General features: G+C 67.1%; 27 protein-coding genes. 6 read left to right on the top strand and 21 right to left on the bottom strand.

The features are described 5' to 3' along the window. The first annotated feature begins 9 nt into the window (after positions 1 to 9). From DBO85_RS18025 to DBO85_RS18010, 4 genes are all read left to right on the top strand, one after another. Positions 10 to 966, top strand: a complete 957-nt coding sequence (locus tag DBO85_RS18025) for a fatty acid desaturase family protein (protein WP_108109018.1) — start codon at positions 10 to 12, stop codon at positions 964 to 966. 16 nt (positions 967 to 982) lie between these two features. Next, positions 983 to 1,420 carry an HIT family protein gene (locus DBO85_RS18020; protein WP_108109016.1) on the top strand — a complete coding sequence of 146 codons (438 nt, stop codon included), beginning with the start codon at positions 983 to 985 and terminating at the stop codon, positions 1,418 to 1,420. 46 nt (positions 1,421 to 1,466) lie between these two features. Next, the gene (locus tag DBO85_RS18015; protein ID WP_108109014.1) at positions 1,467 to 3,296 is read left to right on the top strand and encodes a fatty acyl-AMP ligase; all 1,830 of its coding nucleotides are present in this window, start codon (positions 1,467 to 1,469) and stop codon (positions 3,294 to 3,296) included. Positions 3,297 to 3,359: 63 nt separating this feature from the next. Continuing rightward, positions 3,360 to 4,136: a helix-turn-helix transcriptional regulator gene (locus tag DBO85_RS18010; RefSeq protein WP_108109012.1), complete on the top strand. Its 777-nt coding sequence runs from the start codon at positions 3,360 to 3,362 to the stop codon at positions 4,134 to 4,136. Between the two features lie 224 nt (positions 4,137 to 4,360). Here the strand turns inward: DBO85_RS18010 and DBO85_RS18005 are convergent, their stop codons facing one another. The 11 genes from DBO85_RS18005 to DBO85_RS17955 form a co-directional block, all read right to left on the bottom strand. Next, entirely contained in the window at positions 4,361 to 4,879 is a 519-nt protein-coding gene (locus DBO85_RS18005) for a DUF3299 domain-containing protein (RefSeq protein ID WP_108109010.1), read from the bottom strand. Between the two features lie 21 nt (positions 4,880 to 4,900). Continuing rightward, positions 4,901 to 5,149, bottom strand: a complete 249-nt coding sequence (locus tag DBO85_RS18000) for a GlsB/YeaQ/YmgE family stress response membrane protein (RefSeq protein ID WP_108109008.1) — start codon at positions 5,147 to 5,149, stop codon at positions 4,901 to 4,903. A gap of 72 nt (positions 5,150 to 5,221) precedes the next feature. Then, complete coding sequence (locus DBO85_RS17995; protein WP_108109006.1) at positions 5,222 to 6,304, bottom strand: 5-(carboxyamino)imidazole ribonucleotide synthase; 1,083 nt, start codon at positions 6,302 to 6,304, stop codon at positions 5,222 to 5,224. Between the two features lie 31 nt (positions 6,305 to 6,335). Beyond that, entirely contained in the window at positions 6,336 to 6,824 is a 489-nt protein-coding gene (purE, locus tag DBO85_RS17990) for a 5-(carboxyamino)imidazole ribonucleotide mutase (protein WP_108109004.1), read from the bottom strand. A gap of 164 nt (positions 6,825 to 6,988) precedes the next feature. Next, positions 6,989 to 9,880: a hybrid sensor histidine kinase/response regulator gene (locus DBO85_RS17985; protein WP_108109003.1), complete on the bottom strand. Its 2,892-nt coding sequence runs from the start codon at positions 9,878 to 9,880 to the stop codon at positions 6,989 to 6,991. 252 nt (positions 9,881 to 10,132) lie between these two features. Then, positions 10,133 to 10,363 carry a DUF1161 domain-containing protein gene (locus tag DBO85_RS17980; protein WP_108109001.1) on the bottom strand — a complete coding sequence of 77 codons (231 nt, stop codon included), beginning with the start codon at positions 10,361 to 10,363 and terminating at the stop codon, positions 10,133 to 10,135. A gap of 112 nt (positions 10,364 to 10,475) precedes the next feature. Further along, positions 10,476 to 10,691 carry a dodecin gene (locus DBO85_RS17975; protein ID WP_108109000.1) on the bottom strand — a complete coding sequence of 72 codons (216 nt, stop codon included), beginning with the start codon at positions 10,689 to 10,691 and terminating at the stop codon, positions 10,476 to 10,478. Between the two features lie 84 nt (positions 10,692 to 10,775). Further along, positions 10,776 to 12,578: an ABC transporter ATP-binding protein gene (locus DBO85_RS17970; RefSeq protein ID WP_108108998.1), complete on the bottom strand. Its 1,803-nt coding sequence runs from the start codon at positions 12,576 to 12,578 to the stop codon at positions 10,776 to 10,778. Then, the gene (locus DBO85_RS17965; RefSeq protein ID WP_108108996.1) at positions 12,575 to 13,723 is read right to left on the bottom strand and encodes a glycoside hydrolase family 1 protein; all 1,149 of its coding nucleotides are present in this window, start codon (positions 13,721 to 13,723) and stop codon (positions 12,575 to 12,577) included. The genes DBO85_RS17970 and DBO85_RS17965 overlap by 4 nt, the downstream gene beginning before the upstream one ends. A gap of 32 nt (positions 13,724 to 13,755) precedes the next feature. Continuing rightward, positions 13,756 to 14,973 (bottom strand): UDP-galactopyranose mutase, encoded by a 1,218-nt coding sequence (glf, locus tag DBO85_RS17960; RefSeq protein WP_108108994.1) that lies wholly within the window; start codon positions 14,971 to 14,973, stop codon positions 13,756 to 13,758. Then, complete coding sequence (locus DBO85_RS17955; RefSeq protein WP_108108992.1) at positions 14,961 to 16,145, bottom strand: glycosyltransferase family 1 protein; 1,185 nt, start codon at positions 16,143 to 16,145, stop codon at positions 14,961 to 14,963. The genes glf and DBO85_RS17955 overlap by 13 nt, the downstream gene beginning before the upstream one ends. A 434-nt stretch (positions 16,146 to 16,579) precedes the next feature. Here DBO85_RS17955 and galE point away from each other — a divergent pair, with 434 nt between their 5' ends. Further along, on the top strand, positions 16,580 to 17,635 hold the full coding sequence (gene galE / locus DBO85_RS17950) for a UDP-glucose 4-epimerase GalE (protein WP_108108990.1): 1,056 nt from the start codon (positions 16,580 to 16,582) through the stop codon (positions 17,633 to 17,635). Between the two features lie 250 nt (positions 17,636 to 17,885). On the opposite strand, the gene DBO85_RS17945 is transcribed toward galE, so the two are convergent. The 9 genes from DBO85_RS17945 to DBO85_RS17905 form a co-directional block, all read right to left on the bottom strand. Next, positions 17,886 to 18,284 carry a DUF2388 domain-containing protein gene (locus tag DBO85_RS17945; RefSeq protein WP_108108988.1) on the bottom strand — a complete coding sequence of 133 codons (399 nt, stop codon included), beginning with the start codon at positions 18,282 to 18,284 and terminating at the stop codon, positions 17,886 to 17,888. A 67-nt stretch (positions 18,285 to 18,351) separates the two neighbouring features. Then, positions 18,352 to 18,786: a DUF2388 domain-containing protein gene (locus DBO85_RS17940; RefSeq protein WP_199287003.1), complete on the bottom strand. Its 435-nt coding sequence runs from the start codon at positions 18,784 to 18,786 to the stop codon at positions 18,352 to 18,354. Beyond that, complete coding sequence (locus DBO85_RS17935) at positions 18,783 to 20,741, bottom strand: DUF7844 domain-containing protein (RefSeq protein ID WP_108108986.1); 1,959 nt, start codon at positions 20,739 to 20,741, stop codon at positions 18,783 to 18,785. The genes DBO85_RS17940 and DBO85_RS17935 overlap by 4 nt, the downstream gene beginning before the upstream one ends. Beyond that, on the bottom strand, positions 20,738 to 21,115 hold the full coding sequence (locus DBO85_RS17930; protein ID WP_108108984.1) for a DUF2388 domain-containing protein: 378 nt from the start codon (positions 21,113 to 21,115) through the stop codon (positions 20,738 to 20,740). The genes DBO85_RS17935 and DBO85_RS17930 overlap by 4 nt, the downstream gene beginning before the upstream one ends. After that, entirely contained in the window at positions 21,115 to 21,435 is a 321-nt protein-coding gene (locus DBO85_RS17925) for a DUF2388 domain-containing protein (RefSeq protein ID WP_108108982.1), read from the bottom strand. The genes DBO85_RS17930 and DBO85_RS17925 overlap by 1 nt, the downstream gene beginning before the upstream one ends. 85 nt (positions 21,436 to 21,520) lie before the next feature. Next, the gene (locus DBO85_RS17920) at positions 21,521 to 22,021 is read right to left on the bottom strand and encodes a DUF2388 domain-containing protein (RefSeq protein WP_108108980.1); all 501 of its coding nucleotides are present in this window, start codon (positions 22,019 to 22,021) and stop codon (positions 21,521 to 21,523) included. 71 nt (positions 22,022 to 22,092) lie between these two features. Further along, entirely contained in the window at positions 22,093 to 22,401 is a 309-nt protein-coding gene (locus DBO85_RS17915) for a DUF2388 domain-containing protein (RefSeq protein WP_108108979.1), read from the bottom strand. Between the two features lie 133 nt (positions 22,402 to 22,534). After that, entirely contained in the window at positions 22,535 to 22,840 is a 306-nt protein-coding gene (locus tag DBO85_RS17910) for a P-II family nitrogen regulator (protein ID WP_108108977.1), read from the bottom strand. A gap of 1 nt (position 22,841) precedes the next feature. Next, positions 22,842 to 23,783, bottom strand: a complete 942-nt coding sequence (locus DBO85_RS17905; RefSeq protein ID WP_108108975.1) for a sodium-dependent bicarbonate transport family permease — start codon at positions 23,781 to 23,783, stop codon at positions 22,842 to 22,844. A gap of 157 nt (positions 23,784 to 23,940) precedes the next feature. Between DBO85_RS17905 and DBO85_RS17900 the strand changes: the two genes are divergently transcribed. Beyond that, positions 23,941 to 24,336 carry a hypothetical protein gene (locus DBO85_RS17900; RefSeq protein ID WP_108108974.1) on the top strand — a complete coding sequence of 132 codons (396 nt, stop codon included), beginning with the start codon at positions 23,941 to 23,943 and terminating at the stop codon, positions 24,334 to 24,336. A 45-nt stretch (positions 24,337 to 24,381) separates the two neighbouring features. On the opposite strand, the gene oadA is transcribed toward DBO85_RS17900, so the two are convergent. Further along, positions 24,382 to 26,190, bottom strand: coding sequence for a sodium-extruding oxaloacetate decarboxylase subunit alpha (gene oadA / locus DBO85_RS17895; protein ID WP_108108972.1), 1,809 nt, complete (start codon positions 26,188 to 26,190; stop codon positions 24,382 to 24,384). Between the last annotated feature and the right edge of the window lie 6 nt (positions 26,191 to 26,196).

The raw sequence follows: 26,196 nt of genomic DNA, 5'->3' as shown, positions 1-26,196 counted from the left end.
AGGCCAATGATGAGTCAGGCAGAACTGCTGGCAGCGCAGGACGAGATCCGGCTGACCAAACGCGCGCAGCTTCGCGTATCCGGGGATGCCCAGGCCGAACTGAATGCGCTGATGAAGCCCGCGCCGGCGCGCTTCCTGCTCTGGCTGTGCATTCATCTGGCCGTATGGCTGGCCGGCGCGCTGTTGATCGCCCTTACCGAGAGCATCTGGCTGCATGTACTGGTGGTGCTGGTGATGGGCAGCCAGCTGCACGCCTTCACCGTACTGCAGCACGACTGCGGCCATCAGAGCGCCTTTGCCTCGCAGCGCCTGAACACCTGGTTCGGTCGCGCCCTGGCCTGCTTCATCGTGTTCCCCTATACCGCCTTCACCGAATGTCACAAGCGCCACCACCGCTACATCGGCGACCCGGAAAAAGACCCTGACGAGTGGAACTACGCCGCCGGGGTGAAATGGATGTTCCTGCGCATCGCGGTGTTCGTGCCGCGCTTCACCTGGTTCTCGCTGACCCGTTACGGCAGCGCCGTGCGCAACGCCGTGCTCGCTGAGCTGGCGTTCAACCTGCTGCTGCTGGCCGCCATCGCCACGCTGTTCGTAAGCCAGGGCCTGGCCTACGAGTTCGTGATGATCTTCGTCTTGCCGGTGCTGCTGCTGGCGCTGGTCTACAACCCGATCTCGCGCGGCTACGAGCATTTCCCGATGGCCACCCTGGCGCACGACGACCCCGATCGCCTGGACCTGGCGCGCAACAGCGTGACCGTGACCAGCGGCCTGGTCAGCCTGGCCTGGGCCAACATCAACTACCACGTCGAGCACCACGCCTATCCGGGGGTGCCCTTCCACAACCTCAAGCGGCTGTCCGAGCTGCTGGCCGACAAGGACTTCCTGCGCGACCGCTGGCTGCTGGAGCGGATGTTCGTGCGCCAGCCGGTGCTGGAAGAGCGCCCGCTGGCGACGAATGACTGAGCCGCGGAGCACGCCGATGGATTGTCTGTTCTGCCGCATCATCGCCGGCCAGGAGGCGGCCGTGCGGGTCTACGCCGATGAGCACTGCCTGGCCTTCATGGATATCCACCCGCTGGGCAAGGGTCACCTGCTGCTGATTCCGACCCTGCACGTCGAGCAACTGGAAGCGCTCAGTGATGAGGTCCGCGCCCATCTCTATCGCGTCTACGACCGCCTGCTGGCCGCCCAGCGCAAGGCCGGCATGGGCGTCAAGGGCAGTCACCTGCTGGTCAACGACGGTCGCGCGGCCAACCAGCATGTGCCCCACGCCCATCTGCACCTGATCCCGCGCGAACCCGGCGACAGCCTGGGCTTCGGCCTGCGCATGTTCCTTCACCTGACCGGGCTGTTCGGCCCGCGCACCCGCCAGGCAACGCTCGAAGCCCAGGCACAACGCATTCGCCAGCACCTCTGAGGCGCGTGCGCGCAAGGCAAGCCCATTCCCCGCAGGAGACTTTTCGATGCACGACTTCCGGCCGCACGACAGCGCCAACTTCGCCGACTGCCTGGCGCACCATGCCCTGCATACCCCGGATGCGCTGGCCTATCGCTTCCTGCTCGATGGCAACGACAACGAGGCGCTGCTCGACTACGCCGGACTCGAGCAGCGCGCCCGCGCGGTGGCTGCGACCCTGCAACAGGACTGCGCGCAGGGCTCGCGGGTGCTGTTGCTGCTGGCGCCCGGCTTCGACTACATCGCCAGTTTCTTCGGTTGCCTGAAGGCCGGCATGGTCGCGGTGCCGGCCTACCCGCCGAGCACCAGCAAGATTCTCGACCGCCTCGATGCGATCATCCGCGACTGCCGACCGGCTGCGGCGATCACCAGTGGCGAGCATCTCGAGGCGGTGCGCCAGCGCCTCCAGCACGCAGCGCCGGGAGCGCGGCTGCTGGCCGCCGAAGCGATTGCGCCTGGGAGCGCCGGTGACTGGAAACCGGTGACGGTGGTGCGCGAGGACCTGGCCTTTCTGCAGTACACCTCCGGCTCCACCGGTGACCCCAAGGGCGTGATGATCAGCCACGCCAACCTGCTGCATAACTCGGCAACCATCCAGCGCCACTTCGACAACCGCCGCGACAGCCATGTGGTCAGCTGGCTGCCGCCCTATCACGACATGGGGCTGATCGGCGGCATCCTGCAGTCGGCCTTCGTCGGCTGCGCGACCACCCTGCTCACGCCGATCCATTTCCTCCAGCGTCCGGTGCGCTGGCTGCGTGCCGTGTCGCGCTACCAGGCCACCGCCAGCGGCGGGCCGAACTTCGCCTTTGAGCTGTGCGTACGCAAGATCAAGGACAGCGAGCTGGAAGGCATCGACCTGAGCAGCTGGGAAGTTGCCTTCAACGGTGCCGAGAACGTCCGTGCCGCCACCCTGGAGGCCTTCCAGCAACGCTTCGCGGCGCTGGGCTTTCGCCGCAGCGCCAGCTTTCCCTGTTATGGCCTGGCCGAGGGCACGCTGTTGGCGACCTCCTCCGGCGCCCGGCGCGGCGCCGTGGTACGCGACTTCGATGCCCGTCTGCTGGAAGACAATCTGGCCGCACCGGTGGCACCGTCCGCCGCCAGCCAGGTCGGCCGTGCCCTGGTCAGCAGCGGCCATGGCCTGCCGGGTGAGGAACCCTGCATTGTCGATCCGCTGAGCGACGACCTGCTGCCGCAAGGGCGGGTCGGCGAGATCTGCATTCGTGGTGCCAGCGTCGCCGGCGGTTACTGGGGCCGGCCCGAGGCCAGCGCCCAGGTGTTCGGCAAGGACGACCATGGCCGACCGCTGTTCCGCAGTGGCGACCTGGGCTTCATGCTCGACGGCGAGCTGTACGTCACTGGTCGCTGCAAGGACCTGATCATCCTCAATGGCGTCAACCATCACCCCGGCGACATCGAGGCCAGCGTCTGTCGCGAGCAGAGCTGCTTCCGCCCGGATGGCTCGGCCGCCTTCGCCATCGAGCTGGATGACGGCGAGCGGGTGGTGGTGGCCCAGGAAATGGAGCGCCGTGCGCTGCGTGATCTGGACCTGGGCGAGGTGCTGGCCGGCATTCGCGCCAGCCTCTGGCAGCAGCATCGGCTGAGCCAGCCGCTGATCGTGCTACTGCAGGGCGGCAGCCTGCCGCGCACCTCCAGCGGCAAGGTCAAGCGTCAGGAGTGTCGGCGGGTTCTGGGTGCGCTGCTTCGCAATCTGCTGACGACGGGCCCTGGTGAGGCGGGCGAAGGGGAAACAATCGCACGCAACCGTGTCATAGCTGCCGAGTCCGCCGGCCAGCTGCTCGAGCTGGCCGCCGAAGCGGAGTCCGCGGCGTCGTGACCTTGCGTGCCAGTCCGTCACACCCGCGCAGCACTTGATGCGAATAATAAGAAGGAAGCCATCATGCTCGCTCAATCCAGAAACCTGGCGGCGCCCGGCGTGCCGCTGCTGCACATTCTCAACCCCCTCGTTTCAGCCAGCAGTCTGGACGAACTCAAGGCGAGTACGGCCGAGGCCTTGCGCCTGGTGCTGCCGTGCGAGCACTTCCTGTTCCTTCGCGGTGAGCGCGAAGGCGGGCGCATCCAGCTGCACGACTGTGTCCAGAGCTCGCCGCAGAGTTACGTCAGTGCGCTGATGAACAGCGAGGTGCCGCCCACCCGCCCGGAGCTGATCGAGTGCATCGGCCGGCCGCGCTTCACCCATACCGACCGTCTGCAGACTGCCTTCGACCGACCCTGGGTCGAGCTGCTGCGGCGCAACCGGATTCGCAACTTCGTCTGGACCCTGCTGCCGGACGCGACGCCGCGGGGCTTTCTCGGCTACTTCTTCAGCAATGTTCCTTCCGCGCTGTTCGGCGAAGCCCGGCTGCGCACGGCATTGATCGCCTCGCATATCCACATCGCCCTGCAACGGACCTGGCGCGACAGCCGTCCGCTCGACGGCAAGTCGTTGCTCGAACCCGGCCAGCCGTCGCTCTCCGGGCGCGAGACCGAGGTGGTGCGCTGGGTGGCCTGCGGCAAGACCAATGCCGAGATCGGGCGCATCCTCAAGATCAGCGACAAGACGGTGAAGACCCACGTGCAGAACATCCTCTGCAAGCTCGCCCTGGCCAACCGCGCGCAGATCGCCGCGTACTACGCCAATCATCCGGAGATGGCCTTCGCGGTCGCAGCAGGCTAGCTAGTCGGCGTCTGGCGAAACACCCTTTGTTGGGCCTTGCGGCCCAACCTACGAATCGCAGACAGGTAGGTTGGTGACGAAGCGCAGCGAGGCCCAACAAAGACCGCTCGGACCAGCCAGCGAGGTGCGGCAGAGCGGGCTATTCGCCGGCGCGAACCGAGGCTGCGTCGAGCGCGTAGGGTGGACAACGGCGCAGCCTTTTCCACCGGAGGCGCGCCGCGCCGCTACTCGACGGCGCGCACCTCGCTGGCGTCCAGCGCGTAGACGGCGTCCGCCAGGGCGTTGCTGACCGGTTCGATCTGCAGGCGGCCATCGACCCACAGCGGCGCGTAGATGTCCTCGATCATCACCCCGGCCGGGTAGCGCACCAGCACTATCTGGTTCGGTGGCGGCGGCGGGACGTGGATGCAGGCGCCCGGATAGGGCACCAGGAAGAACTCGGTGCTGCGGCCTTGCTCATCGCTTTCCAGCGGCACCGGATAGCCGCCAAGCAGAACCTGGCGACCATCCATCGCGGCAACGGTGTTGCGCGAATACATCACCGCCGGCAGGTCGTCGGCCTGCTTCAGCCCGCCCGGCGCGTCGAAGGCGCGGTCGGCCTCGGCGCCGGCGTGTTCGATCTGCGGCATCTGCTCGAGCGCCAGCCTGTCCTCCTCCGGCATCAGCTCGAGCCAGTCGGTTTCGTGCAGTTCGGCGAACAGCGGCGGGCAGATCAGCAGCAGGAGCAGGCATAGACGACGCATGAGTGGCTCGCGAGCGGGGCGTTATTTCTTCTTGCTGACCAGCCCGTAGATGACCAGCAGGATGATCGCGCCGATCACCGCACCGATGAACCCGGCGGCCTCGTCGGCTTCGTAGAGACCGAGCGCCTGGCCACCGTAGGTCGCCAGCAGCGAGCCGCCGATACCCAGCAGGATGGTCATGATCCAGCCCATGGCGTCGTTGCCCGGCTTGAGAAAGCGCGCGACCAGGCCGACCAGCAGGCCGATGAAGATGGTTCCGATGATACCCATGCAGTTTTCCTCGCTCCGTTGACGGCTTATGCCACGCCTTGAGACAGGCCCTCGGCGGAGCGGTTCTGAAAATCAGTTGCCGATCAGTGCCCGCACCTCGGCGATGCGTGCATCCAGGCGGGCGCGGTCGGCGCAGCGCAAGGTGGCATGACCGACCTTGCGGCCGACCTTGAAGGCCTTGCCGTAGTGGTGCAGGTGGCAGTCGGCGATGGCGATGACCTTGTCCACTGCCGGCACGTCACCGATGAAGTTGAGCATGGCGCTCTCGCCGACCTTGGCGGTCGAGCCCAGCGGCAGGCCGGCGACGGCGCGCAGGTGGTTCTCGAACTGGCTGCACTCGGCGCCTTCGATGGTCCAGTGCCCGGAGTTGTGCACCCGCGGCGCGATCTCGTTGGCCTTCAGCCCGCCGTCGACCTCGAAGAACTCGAAGGCCAGCACGCCGACGTAGTCGAGCTTCTGCAGTACCCGGCCGACGTAGTCTTCGGCCAGCGCCTGCAGGGGATGTGCGCTGCTGGCGATGGACAGCTCGAGGATGCCGCCGACATGGGTGTTGTGCACCAGCGGGTAGAAGCGCGTCTCGCCGTCGCGGCCGCGCACGGCGACCAGCGAGACTTCGCCGCTGAAGGGCACGAAGCCTTCGAGGATGCAGGGCACGCTGCCCAGCTCGGCAAAGGCGCCGGCCACGTCGGCAGGCTGCCGCAGGACCTTCTGGCCCTTGCCGTCGTAGCCCAGGGTGCGGGTCTTGAGTACCGCCGGCAGGCCGATGGCGGCGACTGCGGCGTCGAGATCGGCCTGCGACTGGATGTCGGCGAACTCGGGGGTGGGAATGCCCAGCTCGCGGAACATGGACTTCTCGAACCAGCGGTCGCGGGCAATGCGCAGCGACTCGGCGCCCGGATAGACCGGGACGAACTGGGAGAGGAAGGCCACGGTCTCGGCCGGTACGCTCTCGAATTCGAAGGTCACCAGGTCGACTTCGTCGGCCAGCTGGCGCAGATGATCCTGATCGCCGTAGTCGGCGCGGATATGCTCGCCCAGTGCCTGGGCGCAGGCGTCCGGGGCCGGGTCGAGAAAGGCGAAGTTCATTCCCAGCGGAGTGCCCGCCAGGGCCAGCATGCGACCCAACTGGCCGCCACCGATGACACCGATCTTCATCTGTTCAGTCCTCTCTGCGAGCCAGCGGCACTCAGCCGCGCGGGTCCGGGTTGTCCAGCACGGTCTCGGTCTGCTCCTGGCGGAACTGCTTGAGTGCGGCGTGGAACTGCGGGTGCTGGTGGCCGAGGATGCTCGCCGCCAGCAGCGCCGCGTTGATCGCACCGGCCTTGCCGATGGCCAGGGTGGCGACCGGGATGCCGGCCGGCATCTGCACGATCGACAGCAGCGAGTCGACGCCCGACAGCATCGACGACTGCACCGGCACGCCGAGCACCGGCAGGTGGGTCTTGGCCGCGCACATGCCCGGCAGATGGGCCGCGCCACCGGCGCCGGCGATGATCACCTGGATGCCGCGTTCCTCGGCCGTTTCGGCGTACTGGAACAGCAGGTCGGGAGTGCGGTGCGCGGAAACCACCTTCACTTCGTGGGGGATGCCGAGCTTGTCGAGCATCTCCACGGTGTGGCTCAGGGTGCTCCAGTCGGACTTGGAGCCCATGATCACGCCTACCAGTGCGCTCATCGTCTTGCCTCTTGTTGCGGCGCCGTTGGCGCGACAAAAAACAACAAGCCACGCGAGCGGGCGTGGCTTGTCATGTTGGGCTCAGGCTCGCCGACCGGCGGGCGCAGAGGGCGCGCAGTATAACAAAGGCTGTCGTCGGCGCGCGCCTGCGATCCGTCGTCGACTCAGGGCTCGTCGGCGGCGCCGTGTCTGGCCAGCGCCGCCGTCACCAGCGCGCGCAGTTGCTCCAGGTTGATCGGCTTGGCCAGCTTGGCCTGGCAATCCAGCCCGGCGATCCGGCGCACGTCGGCCACCGCGCTCAGCACTATCACCGGCAGATGCCGGGTCGCAGGGTTCGCGCGCAGCTGGCGCAGCACGTCCTCGCCATCGATGCCCGGCAGGTTGAGGTCGAGCAGCAGCAGTGCCGGCGGGTCGGCCAGTACCTGTTCCAGGGCGGTTCGTCCGTCACCGGCCACCTGTACGGCGGCCAGATCGGCGAGCGCCTTGCGCACCAGGAACTGGCTGGCCGGGTTGTCCTCGGCGTAGAAGATCCGCGGCAGCTGATCGAGTGCCGCTTCCGTCGCCGAATGCATGCCCTCGCGCCACAGCGGCAGTTCGATCCAGAAGCTGCTGCCGATCCCCGCTTCGCTATGCAGGCCCATGCGGCCGTTCATCAAGGTGGCGAACTCGCGACACAGCGACAGACCGATACCGGTGCCCTGGATCGTGGTGTTCTCCCGGCCCAGGCGCTGGAAGGGCTCGAACAGCTGACCCTGCAGCTCGGGCGCGATGCCCAGGCCGGTGTCCTCCACCAGCAGGCGGATGTAGCCCGCCGCCACCTGGTAGCTGAGGGTCACATGGCCCTTGGGGGTGTTGTACTTGATGGCGTTGGACAACAGATTGAGCAGCACCTGGCGCAGGCGTCGCGGATCGGCCGGCACCCGCAGGTCGTCCTCGGGCAGGTCGAGATTGAGCTTGAGGCCCTTGAGCCGCACCTCCGGCTCGACCAGCTCGGCGCACTCCAGCATCACCTGGCGCACCACCACCGGCTGCAGCTGCAGGCGCGGCTTCTCGGCCTGGATGCTCGACCATTCGAGCAGGTCGGCGACCAACTGGTCGAGGTGCCGGCTGGCCAGGAGTATCTCGTCGAGATGATCGTCGCCGTCGCGGCGGCCGTGCTCCTCGCGCTCCATGATCATCAGCTGGGCGAAGCCGTGAATGGCGTTCAGCGGCGTACGCAGTTCGTGGCTGATGCTGGAGATGAAGCGGGACTTGGCCTGGCTGGCGAGCTGCGCCTCCAGGGTGGCGTGGCGCAGGTCGGCTTCGGTCTGCTTGAGAGCATCGATGTCCACGTGAGTGCCGGCCATCAGGGTGGCGGCGCCGCTGTGCGGATCGCGCTCCAGCACCCGCCCGCGACTGAGCAGCCAGTGGTAGCGCCCGGCGCTGTCGGCGAAACGGAATTCACTGGCGTAATAGGTATCCGCGCCTTGCTGTACGCGCTCCCGGGCGAGGTGGATGCGCGGCAGGTCCTCGGGGTGTACCCGGGCCAGGAAGCCGGCTTCGTCGATCTGCTCCGTGGGCAGGCCGAAACGTTTGCAGAAGCGACCGCGCAGGCGCAGCGTGCCGCTGCCCAGGTCGCGCTCCCAGAGGCTCTCGGTGGCGCTTTCCAGGACCAGTTCGAGACGTTCCTGCACCTCGCGGCGGTGCGCCTCGCTCTGCTCCAGGTGCACGCCCATGGCCGATGTATCGCTGGCCATCCGTGCCAGCTCGTCGATCTCCGAGGCTACCGGCTCGGGGCGCCAGTGCCCGCGACCGATCTCTTCCATCATCTGCGAGATGCCGGCGATGGGTCTGGTCAGCCGGTCGCTGAGACGCCGCGCGCGCAGCCACATCACGCCGAAGAACACTGCATAGAACAGCACCAGGCCGGCAATCAGCAGATAGCCGATGCGCTTGAAGTGCTCGGCCAGCGCTTCGGTGCGGGCAAATACCTGCTCCTCGTCCACCACCGTGAGCAGATGCCAGCCGGTCTGCTCGATGGTGGTCCAGGCCAGCAGACGCTGGCGGCCGCCCAGCTCCAGGGCCAGCACGCCCTGGTCATCCTGACCCATGGCCTGCGCCAGTGCGCTGGTCTGGGCATGGCGGGCGAGGTTGAAGTCTTCCGGTTTGAACAGCTCGCGGCGGATCGCCTCGTCGTAGGAATGCCTGGTCAGCTCGTTGAGGCCGAAATCGGCCTCGCCGGGTTCGGGCAGCGCCATGATGTTAAGCTCGTCGCTGACCAGCACCGCGTAGCCGTCCCAGGGCACCTGCAGCCGGCCGATCTGTTCGAGCAGCCCGCCCACGGTGATGTCCAGGCCGACCACACCTTCGAGGAAGTCCTCGCGGTAGACCGGTGCGATCACCGACATCATCCAGCCGTGTCCGGCCGGATCGAGGTAGACGTCGGTCCACACCGGCCCGCGGCCAGGGTTGTGTTCCGCGTCGGCCAGGTAATAGAAGTTGTAGTCGGGGATGACCATGTCGCGGGGGTACTGGTCGGGGGTGAAGAACCACGGGTAGATGTGGTTGTAGCTGTCCCAGCTGTTGAAGTAGATGCTGGCCACCAGCGGATTGCGCTCGGTGATCTGGCGCATCAGCGGGTCCAGCGCGCGCATCCGCGCCACCTTGTCCAGATCATGGCGGTCGGCGCGGGTCGAATTGGCGTAGAACACCGCGCTGCCGCCGTCATCCTTCGGGCTGTGACGCACCCCGTCCGGGGTCAGTGCCAGCGCTGGCAGGGGAGGCGCCGGCGTGGTCGCCAGCAGCGCCTCGCGGGTCAGGTTGCGATACAGCTCTGCCAGCTCGCCGACCTGTTGCAGCTGTTGATCGATGCTGCGTGCCTCCTGGCGCGCCGCGGCCTGCAGATCGAACAACGCCACCTCGCGCAGGTGATCGATCTGCGCATCGCGTATCGCCCCGTTGGCCAACAGGTAGACGGCGATCAGCACCGTTTCCACCAGTACCAGCGGAATCAGCGCGCTCTGCACGAAAGCTCGCCAGATCCATTGGCGCAGCCCTTGGGTACGGTGTTCCGCCAACTGCAAGGACTCCAGATCGGGCGCCGCGAGTAGAGCGCCAAAATATTGATGTCAATATGGTATCAGTACCGCGCGCAGCAATCTGCGCCAGCATAGTCGCCGGCGACCCACGAGGAAATTCGGCCAAGGTCGCTGCTCCATGCCGCTCATCGGCATGCCTGCCGGGCGAAAACACGACGGCCCCGACCAGTTGCCTGGACGGGGCCGTTGCTTCAGTGCCTGGGCCCGACGGATGGTCAGCCCGCAGAGTGCTCAGCCGCGCTTGTAGACGATCTCCTTGGTGCCTCCGTCGCAGCTGCCGACCACCTTCATTTCCGAATCCGACTCGCTGCCCTTGTCGACGATCTCCAGGGTGTACTGGGTTGCCCCATTGGCCTGGATCTTCGCTTCGATTTCGGACTTGAGTTCCTCACACGGCTTGGCCGCGGCGAACACCGACAGCGAGCACAGCGACAGGGCGAGGCCCAGAACCCGTTTCTTCATCTTCAACGCTCCTTCGCAAGATCGGACATTCGCTCGTCAGCGTTCGGCAACGTGCTGCGCGCGAGCCCCGATTAAGACCTGGGTGCCAATGGATCGTTCGCCGCTTCGCTGATCAGCTGTCGGCGAGGCGGAAGCCCACCTTCAGGGTCACCTGGTAATGACCCACCTTGCCATCGACGATATGCCCGCGGGTCTCGGTGACCTCGAACCATTCGGTCAGGCGCAGCGACTTGGCGGCCTCGGCGAGCGCGTTGTTGATGGCGTCCTCGATGCTGCTGGTGGACGAGCCGACCAGCTCGATCTTCTTGTAGGTGTGATGATCCGACATGTCTCTCTCCTCTGCGACGGCGCCTCCGCACCGGTTCGATCATCCCTGGGGTGTCTATTCAGGCAAGCACAGTCGGCGCCGAGTTCAACCCGCACTGGCCGGTGGCGTGGCGGCATCGGTCTGCAGACGCCAGAGCCGCGAGAACACGCCGTCGCCGCGCAGCAGCAGCTGTGGCGGACCGTCCTCGACGAGGACACCGTCCTGCAGCACGACGATGCGCTCGAAGCCGCCTAAGGTGGACAGCCGGTGCGCCACCGCCAGCACCGTGCGGCCCTGCACCAGCTGCGCCAGCGCGGCCTGGATCTCCGCCTCGGCCTGCGTATCCAGCGCCGAGGTGGCTTCGTCGAGGATCAGGATGGGCGCATCCTTGAGAAAAGCGCGCGCGATGCCCAGGCGCTGGCGCTGGCCGCCGGAGAGCATCACCCCGCGCTCGCCGACCAGGGTCTGGTAACCCTCGGGCAGCTCGCGGATGAAGGCGTCACAGAATGCCTGGCGGGCGGCGCGATAGACCTCCTCGTCGCTCGCCTCGGGACGGCCGTAGCGGATGTTCTCGAGGATGCTGCGGTTGAACAGCGCGGTTTCCTGCGGCACCACGGCGATCTTCTCGCGCAGGCTGTCCTGGCTCACGCTGCGGATATCCTGGCCGTCGATTCGGATGCTTCCGGCCTGCACATCGTCGAGGCGTTGCAGCAGGCTGATCAGGGTCGACTTGCCCGAGCCCGAGGCACCGACGATGCCGACCCGCTGGCCGGCCGGGATCTGCAGACTGAAGTCGGCGAACAGCGCATCGCGCTCGGGATAGGCGAAATGAATGCGCTCGATGTCGATGCGCCCCTCGGCAAGCTGCAACGGCGCCTGCGGATCGTCCAGCGCATGCGGCTGGTTGATGATCGCCAGGGTGTCGGCGATGGCGCCGATCTGCTGGGTACTGTCGACCAGCGCCAGGGCCAGGTCGCGCGAGCCATGCAGGATGCGGAAGGTCAGCGCGCTGACCAGCACCACGTCGCCGGCACTGACATTGCCCTCCAGCCACAGGTGGATCGCCCAGACCAGCATGCCGCCGGCCATCAGCGTCAGGCAGATGTCGTGCAGCACCCGCGCCTTCTCCAGGTACATCCAGCTGCTGCGCTGCGCCTGCGCCTCGCGGGCGATCTCCCGCGACAGGCGCTGGCTTTCGCGCTCGCGGGCGGAAAACGCCTTGATCGTCCAGACGTTGGAGACTGCATCGACGATCTCGCCGCCGACCCGTGCCGACTGCTCGGCAAAGCGCTGGTGGCGGGTCCGCCCGCGCACGCCGAAAGCGGTGATCAGTGCCGCCACCAGCAGGACGAAACCGATCAGCGCCAGGGCCATGCGCCAGTCGACGGTCAGCAGCACCAGCACCGCGCCGAGAAAATCCACCACCGGCGGCAGGATCTTCCAGGCCAGGCCGCCATAGATCGCCCCCGCCGCGCCACCGAGGGCCGAGATGCGGTTGGCCAGGGCGCCGGCGAAGTGCTGGTTGAAGTAGCGCATCGGGTGGCCGGTGAGGTGGCGGAACAGGTCGACTCGGATGTCCACGCAACTGGCCACCACGGTGCGGCAACCGAGCCAGCCGCCCAGGCGCCAGAGGACGTTCTCCACCACGATCAGGCCTAGGAACAGCGCCAGCGGAAACCACACCTGGGCCCACAGCCGGGCGCCGGCGGCCATGGCGTCGACCAGCAGCTTCATGCCGTACTGCACCGCCACCGCGCAGCTGGCGGCGCCGACGATCAGCAGGAACAGCCCGGTGAAGTGCCAGGGGCGGGCGCAGACGTAGTGCCAGAGAAACGCCAGGGGACTGGCCGGCAGCAGGTTCGGCTGAACGGGTGGTTGCAGGTGCGGCGGCGCGGCGCGGGCGTTCATAGGGCGTCGGCAGGCGCGCTGTGCCGGCCCACGGCGGTGAAGCGCGCCTGTTGCAGGCGCAGCTCGTCGGCCAGCGCGGCGTGCAGCGGGCGCTGACCCTGCTCGTCGGCGAAGCCGAACAGCCCGGTCGGGCAGGGGCGGTCGTTGTCCCAGCCGGGGTAGTCGAGCACCGGGTACAGGCAGATGCCTTCCAGCGGCAGGTTGCGCTGCAGCGCCAGGCCCACCTGCTCGCCGACGTAACGCAGCCAGTCGGCGCGCAGATCGCCCTCGGCACCGGTTTCGGCAATCAGCATCGGACGCCGGTAGCGCTGGTGCAGCTCGCCAAGGATGCCCAGCAGCGGGCGATAGTCGGCGCTGCCCGGTGTGATGGTCTCGCCGCCCAGGTACCACTGGTTGTGCGGGTAGTAGTTCAGGCCGAGGATGTCGAGGTACTCGGGACGTCCGCCCAGTCCGGGCCAGACCTCGCCGCAGAGCATGTCCCAGGCCTCGAACTGGGTCTGGCGGAAGTGCTCGGCAGCGCGTTGCTCGCCCGGGTGCGGGCTGCGCGGATGGACGTGAATCGCCGGGTCGATCTGGACGAAACGCGCACGTGGATCGACCGCGCGAACGGCCTCGATCGCGGCGATGCTGGCGCGAATCAGCTGGTGCTTGAGCTCGAAGCCGCGACCGCGCGCCATCGGGTTGAAGCGCGCCTCGTCGCCACCGGCCCAGGCCCAGAAGGAGATCTCGTTGATCGGCGCATAGAACGGCACCTCGTCGCTCTGCTCGCGAACCACGCGCGCGGTCGCCGCAGCGAAGGCGGCGAAGCGCTCGACGAACGCCGGTCGCCAGATGTCCAGGTCATCCGGCCAGCCGTAGTGGCACAGGTCCCAGATCACCTGGGTGCGCTGGCGCCGCGCGGCCTCCAGCAGCGGCAGGAAGCTCGACCAGTCGTAGCGGCCGGGGCTGGTTTCGATCAGATGCCAGCGCAGCCCGTCGCGCACCGTATGCAGGCCACGCTGATGCAGCAGGGCGTAGTCGGCGGCTGCCCAGCGCGCGTGCCCGGTGGAGTCGAGCAGGTCCAGGCGACGGCCGTCGGCGCGGCGCTGGGTCGAGCATTCGAAGCCGCCGAGAAAGAAACTGGAAAACAGCTGCGGTCGGTACATGGAGCCCTCGTCAGTCGATGGCCTGGGGCCGGTCAGTCGACCGGCTCTTGCATGGCGCTGGCGGCAGCCGGCACCTGGGCGGCTTCCTCGATGCGCTTGTACAGCGCCAGTGCCTGCCCGACGACCTGGTCCATGTTGTAGTACTTGTAGGTGCCCAGCCGACCGAGGAAGGTCACCCCCGGCGTGTCGTCGGCGAGCTGCTGGTAGCGCTTGTACAGCTCGGCGTTCTCCGGGCGCGGGATCGGATAGTAGGGATCGCCCTCGGCCGAGGGATATTCGTAGGTGACGCTGGTATGCGGGTGCTGCTGGCCGGTCAGGTGCTTGTACTCGCTGATGCGCGTGTAGGGCACCTCCTCGGCCGGGTAGTTGACCGTGCCCACCGCCTGGAAATGCTCCTGCGCCAGGCTCTTGTGCTCGAAGCGCAGCGAGCGGTAGGGCAGCTTGCCGAAGCGGTAGTCGAAGTACTCGTCGATCGGTCCGCAGTAGATCAGGTGATCGTGTTGCACCTCGTCGCGGATCTCGCGGTAGTCGGTATTGAGCATCACCTTGATGTTCGGATGGGCGAGCATCCTTTCGAACATCCGCGTGTAGCCGTGCAGCGGCATCTGCTGGAATTCGTCGGTGAAGTAGCGATCGTCGGTGTTGGTCCGGGTCGGCACGCGCGCGGTGACCGAGCGATCCAGTTGCGAGGGATCGAGCCCCCACTGCTTGCGGGTATAGCCGCGGAAGAATTTCTCGTACAGCTCGCGACCGATCTGGTTGACCACCACGTCCTCGCTGGTGCGGATTTGCGCTACCGGTTCGGCGCGTCCGGCGAGGTAGACGGCAGCCTCTTCATCGCTGCTCAGGCGGAGGCCGTACAGCGCATTGAGCGTGTCGCGGTTGATCGGAATCGGCACCTGCTGGCCATCGACCACCGCCAGCACCCGGTGCTCGTAGGGGCGCCACTCGGTAAAGCGCGACAGGTAGTCGACGATGCGCTGCGAATTGGTGTGGAAGATGTGCGGGCCGTAGCGGTGGATCAGCACGCCGGCTTCATCGTGAAAGTCATAGGCATTGCCGCCGATGTGCGGACGGCGGTCGACCACCAGCACACGCTTGCCCAGGCCTGCGGCCAGCCGCTCGGCGAGCACGCTGCCGGCAAAGCCGGCGCCGACGATCAGATAGTCGAAGCCGCGACGGGCACTGGCGGGGTGACTGCCGCCGGCGTCGCGTTCGGGGTGGCCGTCGCGTGGGATCACAGCGCGCATGTCATCTTCTCCTTCATCTGTTTCCAGGTGTGGTCCCACGACATGTCGCCGAGGATGCTGTCCGCTCTTGCGCGCAGGGCCTCCGGTTGCGCCGCGTCGCGCAGCGCCGCTTCGGTCGCGGCGACGAATTCGGCGGCATCGGCGGCGATGCGCACCAGTCCGCTGTCGCCGTAGCTGCGCACCACATCGATGATCGGGGTGGAGACCACCGGCCGGCCGCCGGCGAGGTATTCCGGGGTCTTGGTCGGGCTGATGAAGCGGGTCGACTCGTTCATCGCGAAGGGCATGATCGCCACGTCCCAGCCGGCCAGGTAGGCCGGCAGCTCGTCATAGGGCTTGGCCCCGAGGTAGTGGATGTTGTCGCGTCGCGGCAGCTCGGCCGGGTTGATCTTCACCACTGGCCCCACCAGGACCAGCTGCCAGTCGGGCCGCAGCCGGGCGACCTGGTCAATCAGCGCAAGGTCCAGACGCTCATCGATCACGCCATAGAAGCCCAGGCGCGGACGCCCGAGCGCGGCCTGGTCGGACGGATCGGGTTGGGCATCGCGTGCGGCGGCGAAATGTTCGACATCGACGCTGCTGGGGAACGGATGCGCGTTGGAATGCAGCTCGCACTTGGCTTCGTAGAGGCTGTAGCCGCCGGTGAAGACCAGGTCGGCGCGCAGCAGCAGTTCGCGCTCACGTTCGATCAGCGCCGCGGGTGCGCCGCGAAACGCCGATAGCTCGTCCATGCAGTCGTAGACCGTCAGCCGTGCGCGCAGATGGCTGGCGAAGGCCAGCGCCATCGGCGTGTAGAACCAGAGGATCAGGTCGTCGACCTTGAGCCGCTGTAAGTAGCCGTCGAGCAACTCGCGTTGCAGCCTTGCGCTGGGCTCGCCGCCGCACGCGTGCGGCAGCCGCGGGACCAGCACCTGCACGCCGCCGTCCTCGGGACGAATCTCCAGCCAGGCCTGGCTCTGCTCGGTGGCTACCGGCTCCTCGAGAAACAGCAGGTTGTAGTCGCGGGCGAAGCGCGTCATCAGGTGCTGGGGACGCTGGTAGACGAAGCTCCAGCGCAGATGCGAGAGGCACAACAGCGTCGGCCGTTGTGCGTCGAACTCCACCTCGGGTGCAAGCGCCCCGGGTGCGCGTGTTCTGCCGATGTCGTACTGATAGGGGCCGGCCCAGCTCATGGTCTACCTCGTTGTCACAGGGGATCGCGCCGTCCATCTTCCTGCAGGGCGACGCATCGTTGATTGCTGGGGCCGTCCCGCCGCAGACGCAGAATGTCGTGGCCCATGCGGTCGTTTCGGCTGGCGCGCAGGATGCGCTATCGGCCGCCCGATCTGCCGGGACGCTTTGTCACTCTGCCGTCAATGGACGGCGGCGCACGGCTGCGGTTCCAACAGGCCCTCGAATAGACAGGCCGTCGGCTGGTTGGAACTTGCCGTGGAGGTGCCCGTCCCTATCTTCAGGACGCCTTTTCTATCCGGCGCCGCAGGCCGGCATGCCCTGCTTTCATGCCCTTGCCGCGCAGCGCCGAGCCGATTCTGGATATCGAGCCCCCGAGCCTTGCGTGCATGGCCTGGCCGGAGGAGTGCTCGCCGCAAAAATGTGGAGGAACAACATGATTCTGGTAACCGGGGGCGCGGGCTACATCGGCTCGCATGCGGCACTGGCGTTGCTGGAGGCCGGTCACGAAGTGCTGGTGCTGGACAACCTGAGCAACAGCTCGGAGGTCGCACTGCAGCGAGTCGAACAGCTGGCCGGGCGGCCGCTGAATTTCGTCCAGGGCGACGTGCGCAACCGCGCACTGCTCAAGGCCCTGTTCGCGTCCTATCCGATCAAGGCGGTGATGCATTTCGCCGGGCTCAAGGCGGTGGGTGAAAGCGTGCGTGAGCCGCTGCGCTACTACGAGACCAACGTCGGCGGCAGCATTGCCCTGTGCCAGGCGATGGCCGATGCCGGGGTGTTCCGCCTGGTGTTCAGCTCCTCGGCGACCGTCTATGGCGAGGCCTCGCTGATGCCGATCAGCGAAGACTGTCCGCTCGGCGTACCGACCAACCCATACGGGCAATCCAAGTTGATGGCCGAGAATGTCCTGCGCGGTTTGGCCGAGTCGGACCCGCGCTGGTCGATTGGCCTGCTGCGCTACTTCAACCCCATCGGCGCCCATCCTTCCGGGCTGATCGGCGAGGATCCGGACGGTATTCCCAACAACCTGCTGCCGTTCATGCTCCAGGTCGCCGTGGGCCGGCGCCAGGAACTGAACATCTACGGCACCGACTATGCGACGGTCGACGGCACCGGCGTGCGGGACTACATCCACGTGCTGGACCTGGTCAACGGGCACCTGAAGGCACTCAACCGGCTGCAGGAGCAGACCGGCGTGTCGGTGTGGAATCTGGGCACCGGCAAGGGCTACTCGGTATTCGAGATGGTCTGCGCCTTCGAGCAGGTGCTCGGCCGACCGCTGCCCTGCAGACTTCGTCCACGGCGTCCGGGCGACATCGCCCAGTGCTGGTCCGACCCGCGCAAGGCCGCGCGGGAGCTGGACTGGAAGGCCGAACACGGCCTGCAGCAGATGCTCGCCGACGCCTGGAACTGGCAGCGCAGCAATCCGCATGGCTATGCCCAGCCGCAGCCGCAACGGATCGCCATGCCGGCGGCGCTGGCCAGCTGAGGGCGCTGCCAACGGGGCCGGTGAACGACTATGCAATCGCTGTGGTGGATGAACAGAGCGTCATCCACCCTACGCGTGCACGGAGCAGCGGCCCTCGTAGGGCGGGCGGCGCTTTATCCGTCCACCGGTGCGCAATCGCTTTGGTGGATGAAAGGAGCATCTTCCATCCTGCGCCGGACCGATCCCACCGATCAGCGTGAGCATGCCGTAGGGTGGACGGCGCTGCATCCGTCCACCGTTTTCAGCGGCCCTAGCGCTGCAGGATGGCCGCGGCCAATTGCAGGTCGTCGAATCCGGCGCTCTGCGGCCGGCCACGCAGCCAGCGCAGAGCCGCCTCCAGGCGTACGCTGCGGTAGGCGCCGCCGCTGGCGACGAAGTGCGCAGCGTCCTCCCGTGCCTCGCGCAGGCGACGGTCGTCACGTGCACTGCTGCCGCTTGTGTCCTCGCTGGTGGCGTCCGACACCTCGCTGCCTTCGCCCGGCTGTTGGGTCGTCAGCGTCGGCAGTATGCTGCTGACGGCAAGATAGAAGGTGCTGGCCACCAGCGGTTCCTCGTCAAACCTGGGCGACTGGAAGCCCGCCAGGGCGTCGCCGCAGAGCGTACTGACAAGGTATCCGAGGATGAGCGGCAACCCGCGCGTTGGTTTCATGCAGCTTTCCCGGTCGGCGCGAAAGCGCCAGTCTCGGGGCTCGGCGTCGCGCCGGCAAGCCCTCCGCTCAGCGCGCTGTCGTCAGCACCAGCAACTGCTGCGCCAGCGCCAGATCGCTCGCCTGCTGCCGACTCGGTTGCCGCCTGAGCAGCCGCAGCGCCGCCTCCAGGCGTGCGCCGCGCAGCTCACCGGCGCTGGCGACGAAGACCGCGGCATCTTCAGCGGCCAGTCGCAGTACGCGGTAGTCCGAGCTGCTGAATTCGCTGCCGATCTCGCTGACCTCGCCACTGGCGCGGCTCAACTCCTCGCTGATGTCGTCGGTTTCGTCCGGCTTGAAGGTAGTGAAGAGTGGCAGCAGGGTCGTGGCGCAACCGTAGAAGGTGCTGGCCATCGGCGGATTGCCACGGATGTCGGTGGGGTCGGGCGGCCAGACCGCCCACGCCGGTACGCTCAGCAGCACCATGCTGGCGACGGCAGACGCACGCAATATACCTCTGCTCATGGCAGACGCAGCCCTCCGCTCGCTTCGTGCAACTGGCGCAGGCGCGCGCCCAGCGCCTGCAGGTTGGTTTCGCTGGCCTGGATCAGCGCCATGCGCCGGGGTTCGAGCAGATCCCGCAGCTCGCTGTCCAGCTCGCCCGCCAGCGCTATCAGCTGCGCCTGCCGGGCGCTGCTTTCGTGTCGCAATTGACGCCACTCTCCAGTCTGCGGCAATCCGTAACCGGCGCTAAGCAGCTCGGCCGGACGACTGAGGAAGCCGCTGTCCTGCAGCAATTGCTCGATCGCACTGCCGGCCTTCACCAGCCCCGCATCGTTCTTGTCGCGGCTGGCCAGGTAGCGCTGTTTGAGATCATCCTGGGCCAGCAGCAACTGGCGCCGCAGTGCAGCCTGCTCCAGCAGAAGCAGGGCGGCGGCAGCGCGCAGGTCGGCCTGCGCGATCCACGGGCGTCGCTCTTCGGCCGACAGCGCCAGCCACTGCTCCACGCTCTGTTCCTTGATCGGCAGGCGTTCGCGCAGCACCGCGAACATGGCCTGGTAGCGGTCACGGAAGGAGTCGAAGTGATAGCCCAGGCGCAGCGCCTCGCGGGGGTCGTCGAGCACGCTGTGGTCGGTCAGGCCACGGGCCTGCAGCACCTCCAGCAGCCCGGTCGGGGTGATGCTGTCGAGCGCATGCAGGTCGGCGCGACCGGTGCCGCTGCGCAGCAGCTTGAGGGTTTCCACCGCGCAGTTGTTGGACAGGAAGTAGTAGTCGCCGTCGTAGCTCCAGTGCTGCTCCACCGAGCGCTCGACCAGTCCCTCCAGCTCGTTGCGCGACAGCTGCAGGGGGATCGAGGCCAGCCCGCGCAGCTCCAGCTTGGTGTACTCGTCGACCACCTGCGCCAGCGGCAGGATGAACAGCCGTGATGGGTAGGCGCCGATCAGGCCGTCCCAACTGGAGAGCTGCACGTCACCGACGAAGGCGCGGTAGGACAGCACCAGATGCTGGTCGAGATCGAGCATGCAATCCGGTCCGCGCGGCGTTTCCGGTGCGCAGATCACCAGCCGCAGCATGCTGTGGCCCCAGCGGCTGACCCAGGCGTCGTTGGGTTCGGCGAGCAGGTAGTGGACCTGATAGACCCGCTCCGGGTCGAGACGGCCGAGGACATCGCGCTGCGGGTCCAGGCCGGCGTTGAGATAGGCGTAGTCGGGCGGGCAATCGAGCACGTGCGCCGGTTGCCAGGCGAAATGTTCGTGCAGGTGCCGATGCAGCGCCGGCCTGCGGCAGGCATAGGCCGGATCGAGGAGGAAATACTCCAGGTTCACCGCGACGAACTCGCGCGGGTTGCTCAGCTCGTAGCTGTCCGGGCTGCGCGCCACCTGGCCGTTGTCGGTCTCGCGCAGGCCGCGCTTGCCGACCTGCTGCGGCCAGCCGGCCAGATCCAGCAGGCGCGGATCGTCGCTGAGGCTGAAGCGGCGGCCGGTTTGTCCCCGGCACTCGGCCGGCAGGCCGATCTCGCCGAAGCGGTTGGCCTGCGACCGGCAGGTAGCAACCAGGCGCCGCTGCGTCTGGCTCCAGAAACGGCCGCGGTCGTAGAGATGACCCAGCTCATGCAGCAGCGTTGCCAGCAGCTCGCGCTCAAGGGTGCCGTGGGGGCGGCCGGTTCGCCGGCTCGCCGCGCTGCCATCGGCGAGCGCCGCCAGCAGCTGACGATTGAGCTCGATGCGGTAGGGACCGCTGGCGCGGCCGAAGGCATTCGCCGGCAGGTCGTCGCGCCAGACCACGGTCACCCGCCGGTCGAGGCGCTCGATCAGCGTCGGCGGCAGCGCCTGCAGCGCCTGGTCCAGCAGCAGCTGGCTGGCCTTTCGCTGGTCGGGATCGAGCTTTGCGTCGTGCAGTTCCAGGCGTAATGCGGCGCTGAGCGGCAGGCACAACAGCCCCAGGCCGAGCGGCAGCAGAAGTCGCAGCAGCGCACTCATCGATGCCCGCCGACCAGCAGTTCGCTGGCCAGGTCGAGGTCATGATGCAGGGTCGCCATGCTCCCTGCGCGCCTCCGCCGTAGCTGGGCTTCGAGGGTGGCGGTGCGGTAGGCGCCATCGCTGGCGATGAAGGCCGCCGCGTCCTCGCGAATCTGCTGCTTCTGCGCACCGCCGTCGCTGCTGGATTCGCTGGTTGCCGCGCTGAAGAAGAACGGCCCGGTGGTGACCAGCATGCTGCTGAACAGGACGTGCTCGCCGGGGCCATCGAGGGTGAATGGCGGAAAGCGCTGGGTTTCGCCCGGACGTGGTGGAGTGGTCGCCAGCGCTGGAACACAGGCCAGCGCCAGCAGTGCCGGCCACGTGCGCGACGACATCAGCGCGCCAGAATGGCTTCGGCCAGGGCTCGGTCACTCGCGTCGCGAGCTACCTCGGAACGCTGGCGCAGCAGCGAGAAGGCCGCTTCGAGCTGGGCGCCACGGATACTCTCGTCGCTGGCGACGAAGCTGGCGGCATCGTCACGCGCGGCCTGCACCACCTTGAGGTCGCGGATCGAGGTGGTGGTGTCGGAGGTGAAGTCCAGGCTGCGGTCCAGCGCCCTGATCAGGATGTTGCTGGTGGCTTCCAGGGTTCGGGCCTGGGCGACGCCGGCGAACAGGCTGGAAGCGAGCAGAACGGCAATCAAAGAAGAACGCATATCAACCTCTTGCTGATGAGTGTGACGGAGGGCGGAACGCGGGCGCCAAGGCTAGCGGATGCGTTCGGCGGCGGCCATACACAGTTCACAGGACCGGCAGCCGGCGGGCGATCCGACCTGCATTTTCCCCGCCGGTTCGCTCCAGCGGTGCCGGCAGCATCAGCAACACTTGCGCCAGCTCGCGCGAGTCGGCTCGCTCGAAGTGCCATGAGCTGCGCAGGCGGGCGAAGGCGGCCTCCAGCCGCGCGGAGCGGAACTCGCCATCGCTCGCCAGATGCATGGCGGCATCTTCGCGCGCCTGGTGCAGGCTCGGCGTTTCCTCGCTCAGCGCCGCGGCCGTCTCCTCCGCACTCAGACGCACGCAGACATAGGGAATCAGCAGGACGTCCAGCACCGTGCCGACCGGCTGCAGACTGGTAGACAGCCACGGATTGGCGCCGTAGCCGAAGAAGCCGTTCGCGGTGGTCTGCACGGTCAGCGGGATATCGCCATCGAATTGGTAGGGGTCCGCTTGCGCGGCCAGGCTGGTCGCAGTGAGTGCGGCGCTTGCCGCAATGCGCAGTACGCGCTGGTGAAACAGGGACATGGTCGATCCTTCGAGTCGTTGCCAGAAAGCCGCTATCCGCCGGCCCTGGGTGATGCCGAATGCCAGGTTGTCTAGCGGGCGAGAATCGCCTGAGCCAGTTGCAGATCATCACCCTGAAGCTCGCTGCGCAGCAGCTGCAGCGCTGCCTCCAGGCGCGCACCACGCACGGCGCCGGCACTGGCGACGAAGCTGGCGGCATCATCCTGGGCGGCGATGATGCGCTTGTCGTCACGCAGCGAGAAGCTCATGTCGGTGCTTAGTTCGGCACTGTTGGCAAGGGCGCCGCCGAGGGTGTCGGTGGTGGCGATGAAGCTGCTGGCAGCGGCGTTTCCGGCGATCAGCAGGACACTGGCGAGGACATACGAGGGCAGGCGGGACATCTGGACTCCGGAACGGGGGTGGGCGGCGCGCAGTTTAACTGCTCGCCGCCGCCCGGAGTGCGACCGGGGAAGCAAAAGGCCGTGGCGCCGGACACTGATTGCCGATACGTGCCCTGTGGATGAGCGCGCGGCGTTACTGAAACTTCTCTGCGCGCAGCACTTCCACCTGGGCCAGGTAGCAGACCATGGCGTAGTTGGCGTAGTAGCGGGTCTGCAGATGCAGAGCGATGCGCTCGGCCAGCTCGCGGGCGCAGATCACTTCCAGACGGATGTTGCCCTCGGTGTTCCACTCGGCGCTGCGCACGCCGCGCGAGCCGCGCCCACGGGCATCCGAGATGGTCCAGCCGGGCGCGCCGAGCACTTGCAGGTCGGCGACCAGTTTCTTCTCCAGCGCTGCCTCGCAGATGACGGTCAACAGGGTACGGGTGTGTGCATTCATCTCAGAACCCCCAGGCGATCAGCGTTTCGGCAAGGCTCAGGTAGAGCGGGATGCCGACCAGGATGTTGAACGGAAAGGTGATGCCCAGAGAGGCGGTCAGCGACAGCGACGGGTTCGCCTCCGGCACCGCCAGGCGCATCGCCGCCGGTACCGCGATATAGGACGCCGACGCCGCCAGGGTGGCGAGCATCGCCGTGCCGCCCAGCGACAGGCCCATCAGGCGTGCCAGCACCGCACCGATCAGCGCGCCGAGCAGCGGCATCAGGATGGCAAAGATCGCCAGACGCACGCCGTAGCGCTTCAGGGTGCCGAGCTGACTGGAGGCGATCAGGCCCATCTCCAGCAGGAACAGCGCCAGTACCGGCTTGAACATGCTGGTGTAGAAAGGCTCCAGCGGCTTGATCGCCTCCTTGCCGGCGAGCAGGCCGATCAGCAGACCGCCGAGCAGCAGCATGATGCTCTTGCCGAAGAAGATCTCGCGGCCCAGTTCCTTCCACTGGGTGTCCCGCGAGACACCCTTGGCCAGCAGGATGCCGACCAGGATCGCCGGTATCTCGAGGATCGCGACGAACAGCGGCATGTAGCTCTCGAAGAACACCTGGCGTGCGCCGAGGTAGGCGACCACCACCGCGAAGGTCCCGGCGCTGACCGAGCCGTAGTGCGCTGCCACGGCCGCCGCGTTGACGCGGTCGAAGCGCAGCGAGCGCAACAGGCCGAACGCCAGTAGCGGCAGCATCACGCCCAGCAGCAGCACCAGCGCCGACTGGCCGAGCAGCGCGACACTGGCCTGCTCGGCCAGCTCCACCCCGCCATGCAGACCGATCGCCAGCAGCAGCACAATCGACAGTGTCTCGTACAGCGCTGGCGGCAGCTTGAGCTCGCTCTTGAGCAGCCCCGCCAGCAGTCCGAAGACGAAAAACATCACCACCGGATCGAATCCCACGCCTGCTCCCCCTGTTCAACCATCCGCGCAGTGACTCGGCTGCGCGCCCCAATTTTGTGCAGCATGCCGCGTCGCAAACGGATCGCTTCGCTATAGTGGCCCCGCAAGACCCGGCGCCGCTCAGGCGCCAGACAAGGACGCCATCGAGGACCATTGCATGTCCAAAACCCGCATTGCCACCGTATTGCTACTCGCCTTTGCCGCCAGCGGTTGCTCCACCGGCGCCTGGTTCAAGCTGCCCGCTGACACTACCCTCATTGTCAACGAGCGCCCGGTCGAACACCGCCAGGGCCTGGTCTACACCCGTCCCTATTCGTGGGGCGCCAGCAGCGGCATTCCCTACAAACTGAAGAATTCCGAGTCGCGCACCGTGCAGCAGGGTCGGCTGAAAAGCCGCTTTCGCGTGCCGTCGATCTTCTGGCCACCGGCTGCCATCGCCTACTGGCCGATGGGTTTCGGCCAGCGTTGCTACGACCTCACCGGTAACGCCCCGCAGACCTGTACCCACCAGGACCTGATCGACCTGCGCTCGCAACATCGGTTGCGTCGCTGAGCGCCGGTCACGACGTGAAGAGGGGGCCTTGCGGCCCCCTTGCGTTCAGCCGATCTCGACCAGCACGTCGCCCGGGTTGACCCGATCACCCTTGGCCACGTGCACCGCCTTCACGGTGCCGGCAATCGGCGCCTGTACCTCCGACTCCATCTTCATCGCCTCGGTGATCAGCACCGCCTGCCCGGCCTTGACCGTGTCGCCTTCCTTGACCAGCACATCGACGATGTTGCCCGGCATGCTGGTGCTGACGTCGCCCGGCCCCGAGGCCTGCTTGCGCTTGTTGCCGCCACTGCCGCCGACGAAGTCGTTGAGCGGCTCGAATACCACCTCTTCCGGCATGCCGTCGATCGACAGGTAGAAATGACGCTTGCCGTCGCCCTTGATGCCGACCCCGGTGATGTCGACCCGATAGCTCTCGCCGTGCACGTCGATGACGAACTCGGTCGGTACGCCTTCGCCACTGGCGGCGGCAACGCCGCCGGCCTCCGGGATCGGCAGCAGCACTTCCGGCTTGAGGCTGCCGGCGGCGCGTTCCTCGAGAAACTTGCGGCCGATGTCCGGGAACATGGCGTAGGTCAGCACGTCTTCCTCGGATTTCGCCAGGCTGCCGACTTCCTCGCGCAGACGGGCCATCTCCGGTTTGAGCAGATCGGCCGGACGTACCTCGATGACCTCCTCGCTACCGATCGCCTGGAAGCGCAGCTGCTCGCTGACCTGGCCCGGCGCCTTGCCGTAACGCCCCTGCAGGTAGAGCTTCACCTCGTTGGTGATGGTCTTGTAGCGCGCACCGGCGAGCACGTTGAACACTGCCTGGCTGCCGACGATCTGCGAGGTCGGCGTCACCAGCGGCGGGTAGCCGAGGTCGGCACGCACCCGCGGGATCTCGGCGAAGACTTCGTTGATCCGATTCAGCGCACCCTGCTCCTTCAGCTGGTTGGCCAGGTTGGACATCATCCCGCCCGGCACCTGGTTGACCTGCACGCGGGTGTCCACGGCGGTGAAGTCGCTCTCGAACTGGTGGTACTTCTTGCGTACGCCGAAGAAGTACAGGCCGATCTCCTGCAGCAGCTCCAGGTCCAGGCCGGTGTCGTACTCGCTGCCGCGCAGGGCAGCGACCATCGACTCGGTGCCCGGATGGCTGGTGCCCCAGGCGAAGCTGGAGATGGCGGTATCGATATGGTCGGCGCCGGCCTCGATGGCCTTGAGCTGGCACATGGCGCCCATGCCGGCGGTGTCGTGGCTGTGGATGAAGACCGGCAGATCGATCTCGGCCTTCAGCGCCTTGACCAGCTCGGCGGTGGCATAAGGCGTGAGCAGGCCGGCCATGTCCTTGATCGCCAGCGAGTCGACGCCCATCGCGGCCATGGCGCGGGCCTGCTCGACGAAGGCTTCGACCGTGTGCACCGGGCTGGTGGTGTAGGCGATGGTGCCCTGGGCGTGCTTGCCGGCGGCCTTCACCGCCTCGATGGCGACGCGCAGGTTACGCACGTCGTTCATCGCATCGAAGATGCGGAACACGTCGATGCCGTTGACCGCCGCCTTGGCCACGAAGGCGCGCACCACGTCATCGCTGTAGTGGCGGTAGCCGAGCAGGTTCTGCCCGCGCAGGAGCATCTGCAGGCGGGTGTTGGGCAGCGCCGCCTTGAGCTGGCGCAGGCGCTCCCACGGGTCTTCCTTGAGAAAGCGCACGCAGGCGTCGAAGGTCGCCCCGCCCCAGACTTCCAGCGACCAGTAGCCGACCTGGTCGAGCTTGGCGCAGATCGGCAGCATGTCCTCGGTGCGCATGCGGGTGGCGATCAGCGACTGGTGTGCGTCACGCAGGATGGTGTCGGTAACGGTGATTTTCTTGCTCATGGGACT

This window comes from Pseudomonas mangrovi (assembly GCF_003052585.1).
GTDB classification, from domain to species: Bacteria; Pseudomonadota; Gammaproteobacteria; order Pseudomonadales; family Pseudomonadaceae; genus Aquipseudomonas; species Aquipseudomonas mangrovi.
This window is presented reverse-complemented; position numbering and strand designations above follow the sequence as displayed.

What these genes read in the sequence shown, in the direction of transcription:
- DBO85_RS17955 (WP_108108992.1), bottom strand. Translation starts at nt 16,145, where the DNA reads ATGAGCTGGGCCGGCCCCTATCAGTACGACATCGGCAGAACACGCGCA.
- DBO85_RS17920 (WP_108108980.1), bottom strand. Translation starts at nt 22,021, where the DNA reads ATGTCCCTGTTTCACCAGCGCGTACTGCGCATTGCGGCAAGCGCCGCA.
- DBO85_RS17980 (WP_108109001.1), bottom strand. Translation starts at nt 10,363, where the DNA reads ATGAAGAAACGGGTTCTGGGCCTCGCCCTGTCGCTGTGCTCGCTGTCG.
- DBO85_RS18015 (WP_108109014.1), top strand. Translation starts at nt 1,467, where the DNA reads ATGCACGACTTCCGGCCGCACGACAGCGCCAACTTCGCCGACTGCCTG.
- DBO85_RS17900 (WP_108108974.1), top strand. Translation starts at nt 23,941, where the DNA reads ATGTCCAAAACCCGCATTGCCACCGTATTGCTACTCGCCTTTGCCGCC.
- DBO85_RS17925 (WP_108108982.1), bottom strand. Translation starts at nt 21,435, where the DNA reads ATGCGTTCTTCTTTGATTGCCGTTCTGCTCGCTTCCAGCCTGTTCGCC.
- DBO85_RS18005 (WP_108109010.1), bottom strand. Translation starts at nt 4,879, where the DNA reads ATGCGTCGTCTATGCCTGCTCCTGCTGCTGATCTGCCCGCCGCTGTTC.
- DBO85_RS17910 (WP_108108977.1), bottom strand. Translation starts at nt 22,840, where the DNA reads ATGAATGCACACACCCGTACCCTGTTGACCGTCATCTGCGAGGCAGCG.
- purE (WP_108109004.1), bottom strand. Translation starts at nt 6,824, where the DNA reads ATGAGCGCACTGGTAGGCGTGATCATGGGCTCCAAGTCCGACTGGAGC.
- DBO85_RS17930 (WP_108108984.1), bottom strand. Translation starts at nt 21,115, where the DNA reads ATGTCGTCGCGCACGTGGCCGGCACTGCTGGCGCTGGCCTGTGTTCCA.
- oadA (WP_108108972.1), bottom strand. Translation starts at nt 26,190, where the DNA reads ATGAGCAAGAAAATCACCGTTACCGACACCATCCTGCGTGACGCACAC.
- DBO85_RS17935 (WP_108108986.1), bottom strand. Translation starts at nt 20,741, where the DNA reads ATGAGTGCGCTGCTGCGACTTCTGCTGCCGCTCGGCCTGGGGCTGTTG.
- DBO85_RS17965 (WP_108108996.1), bottom strand. Translation starts at nt 13,723, where the DNA reads ATGTACCGACCGCAGCTGTTTTCCAGTTTCTTTCTCGGCGGCTTCGAA.
- DBO85_RS17975 (WP_108109000.1), bottom strand. Translation starts at nt 10,691, where the DNA reads ATGTCGGATCATCACACCTACAAGAAGATCGAGCTGGTCGGCTCGTCC.
- galE (WP_108108990.1), top strand. Translation starts at nt 16,580, where the DNA reads ATGATTCTGGTAACCGGGGGCGCGGGCTACATCGGCTCGCATGCGGCA.
- DBO85_RS17995 (WP_108109006.1), bottom strand. Translation starts at nt 6,304, where the DNA reads ATGAAGATCGGTGTCATCGGTGGCGGCCAGTTGGGTCGCATGCTGGCC.
- DBO85_RS17940 (WP_199287003.1), bottom strand. Translation starts at nt 18,786, where the DNA reads ATGAGCAGAGGTATATTGCGTGCGTCTGCCGTCGCCAGCATGGTGCTG.
- DBO85_RS17915 (WP_108108979.1), bottom strand. Translation starts at nt 22,401, where the DNA reads ATGTCCCGCCTGCCCTCGTATGTCCTCGCCAGTGTCCTGCTGATCGCC.
- DBO85_RS18010 (WP_108109012.1), top strand. Translation starts at nt 3,360, where the DNA reads ATGCTCGCTCAATCCAGAAACCTGGCGGCGCCCGGCGTGCCGCTGCTG.
- DBO85_RS18000 (WP_108109008.1), bottom strand. Translation starts at nt 5,149, where the DNA reads ATGGGTATCATCGGAACCATCTTCATCGGCCTGCTGGTCGGCCTGGTC.
- DBO85_RS18020 (WP_108109016.1), top strand. Translation starts at nt 983, where the DNA reads ATGGATTGTCTGTTCTGCCGCATCATCGCCGGCCAGGAGGCGGCCGTG.
- glf (WP_108108994.1), bottom strand. Translation starts at nt 14,973, where the DNA reads ATGCGCGCTGTGATCCCACGCGACGGCCACCCCGAACGCGACGCCGGC.
- DBO85_RS17970 (WP_108108998.1), bottom strand. Translation starts at nt 12,578, where the DNA reads ATGAACGCCCGCGCCGCGCCGCCGCACCTGCAACCACCCGTTCAGCCG.
- DBO85_RS17945 (WP_108108988.1), bottom strand. Translation starts at nt 18,284, where the DNA reads ATGAAACCAACGCGCGGGTTGCCGCTCATCCTCGGATACCTTGTCAGT.
- DBO85_RS18025 (WP_108109018.1), top strand. Translation starts at nt 10, where the DNA reads ATGAGTCAGGCAGAACTGCTGGCAGCGCAGGACGAGATCCGGCTGACC.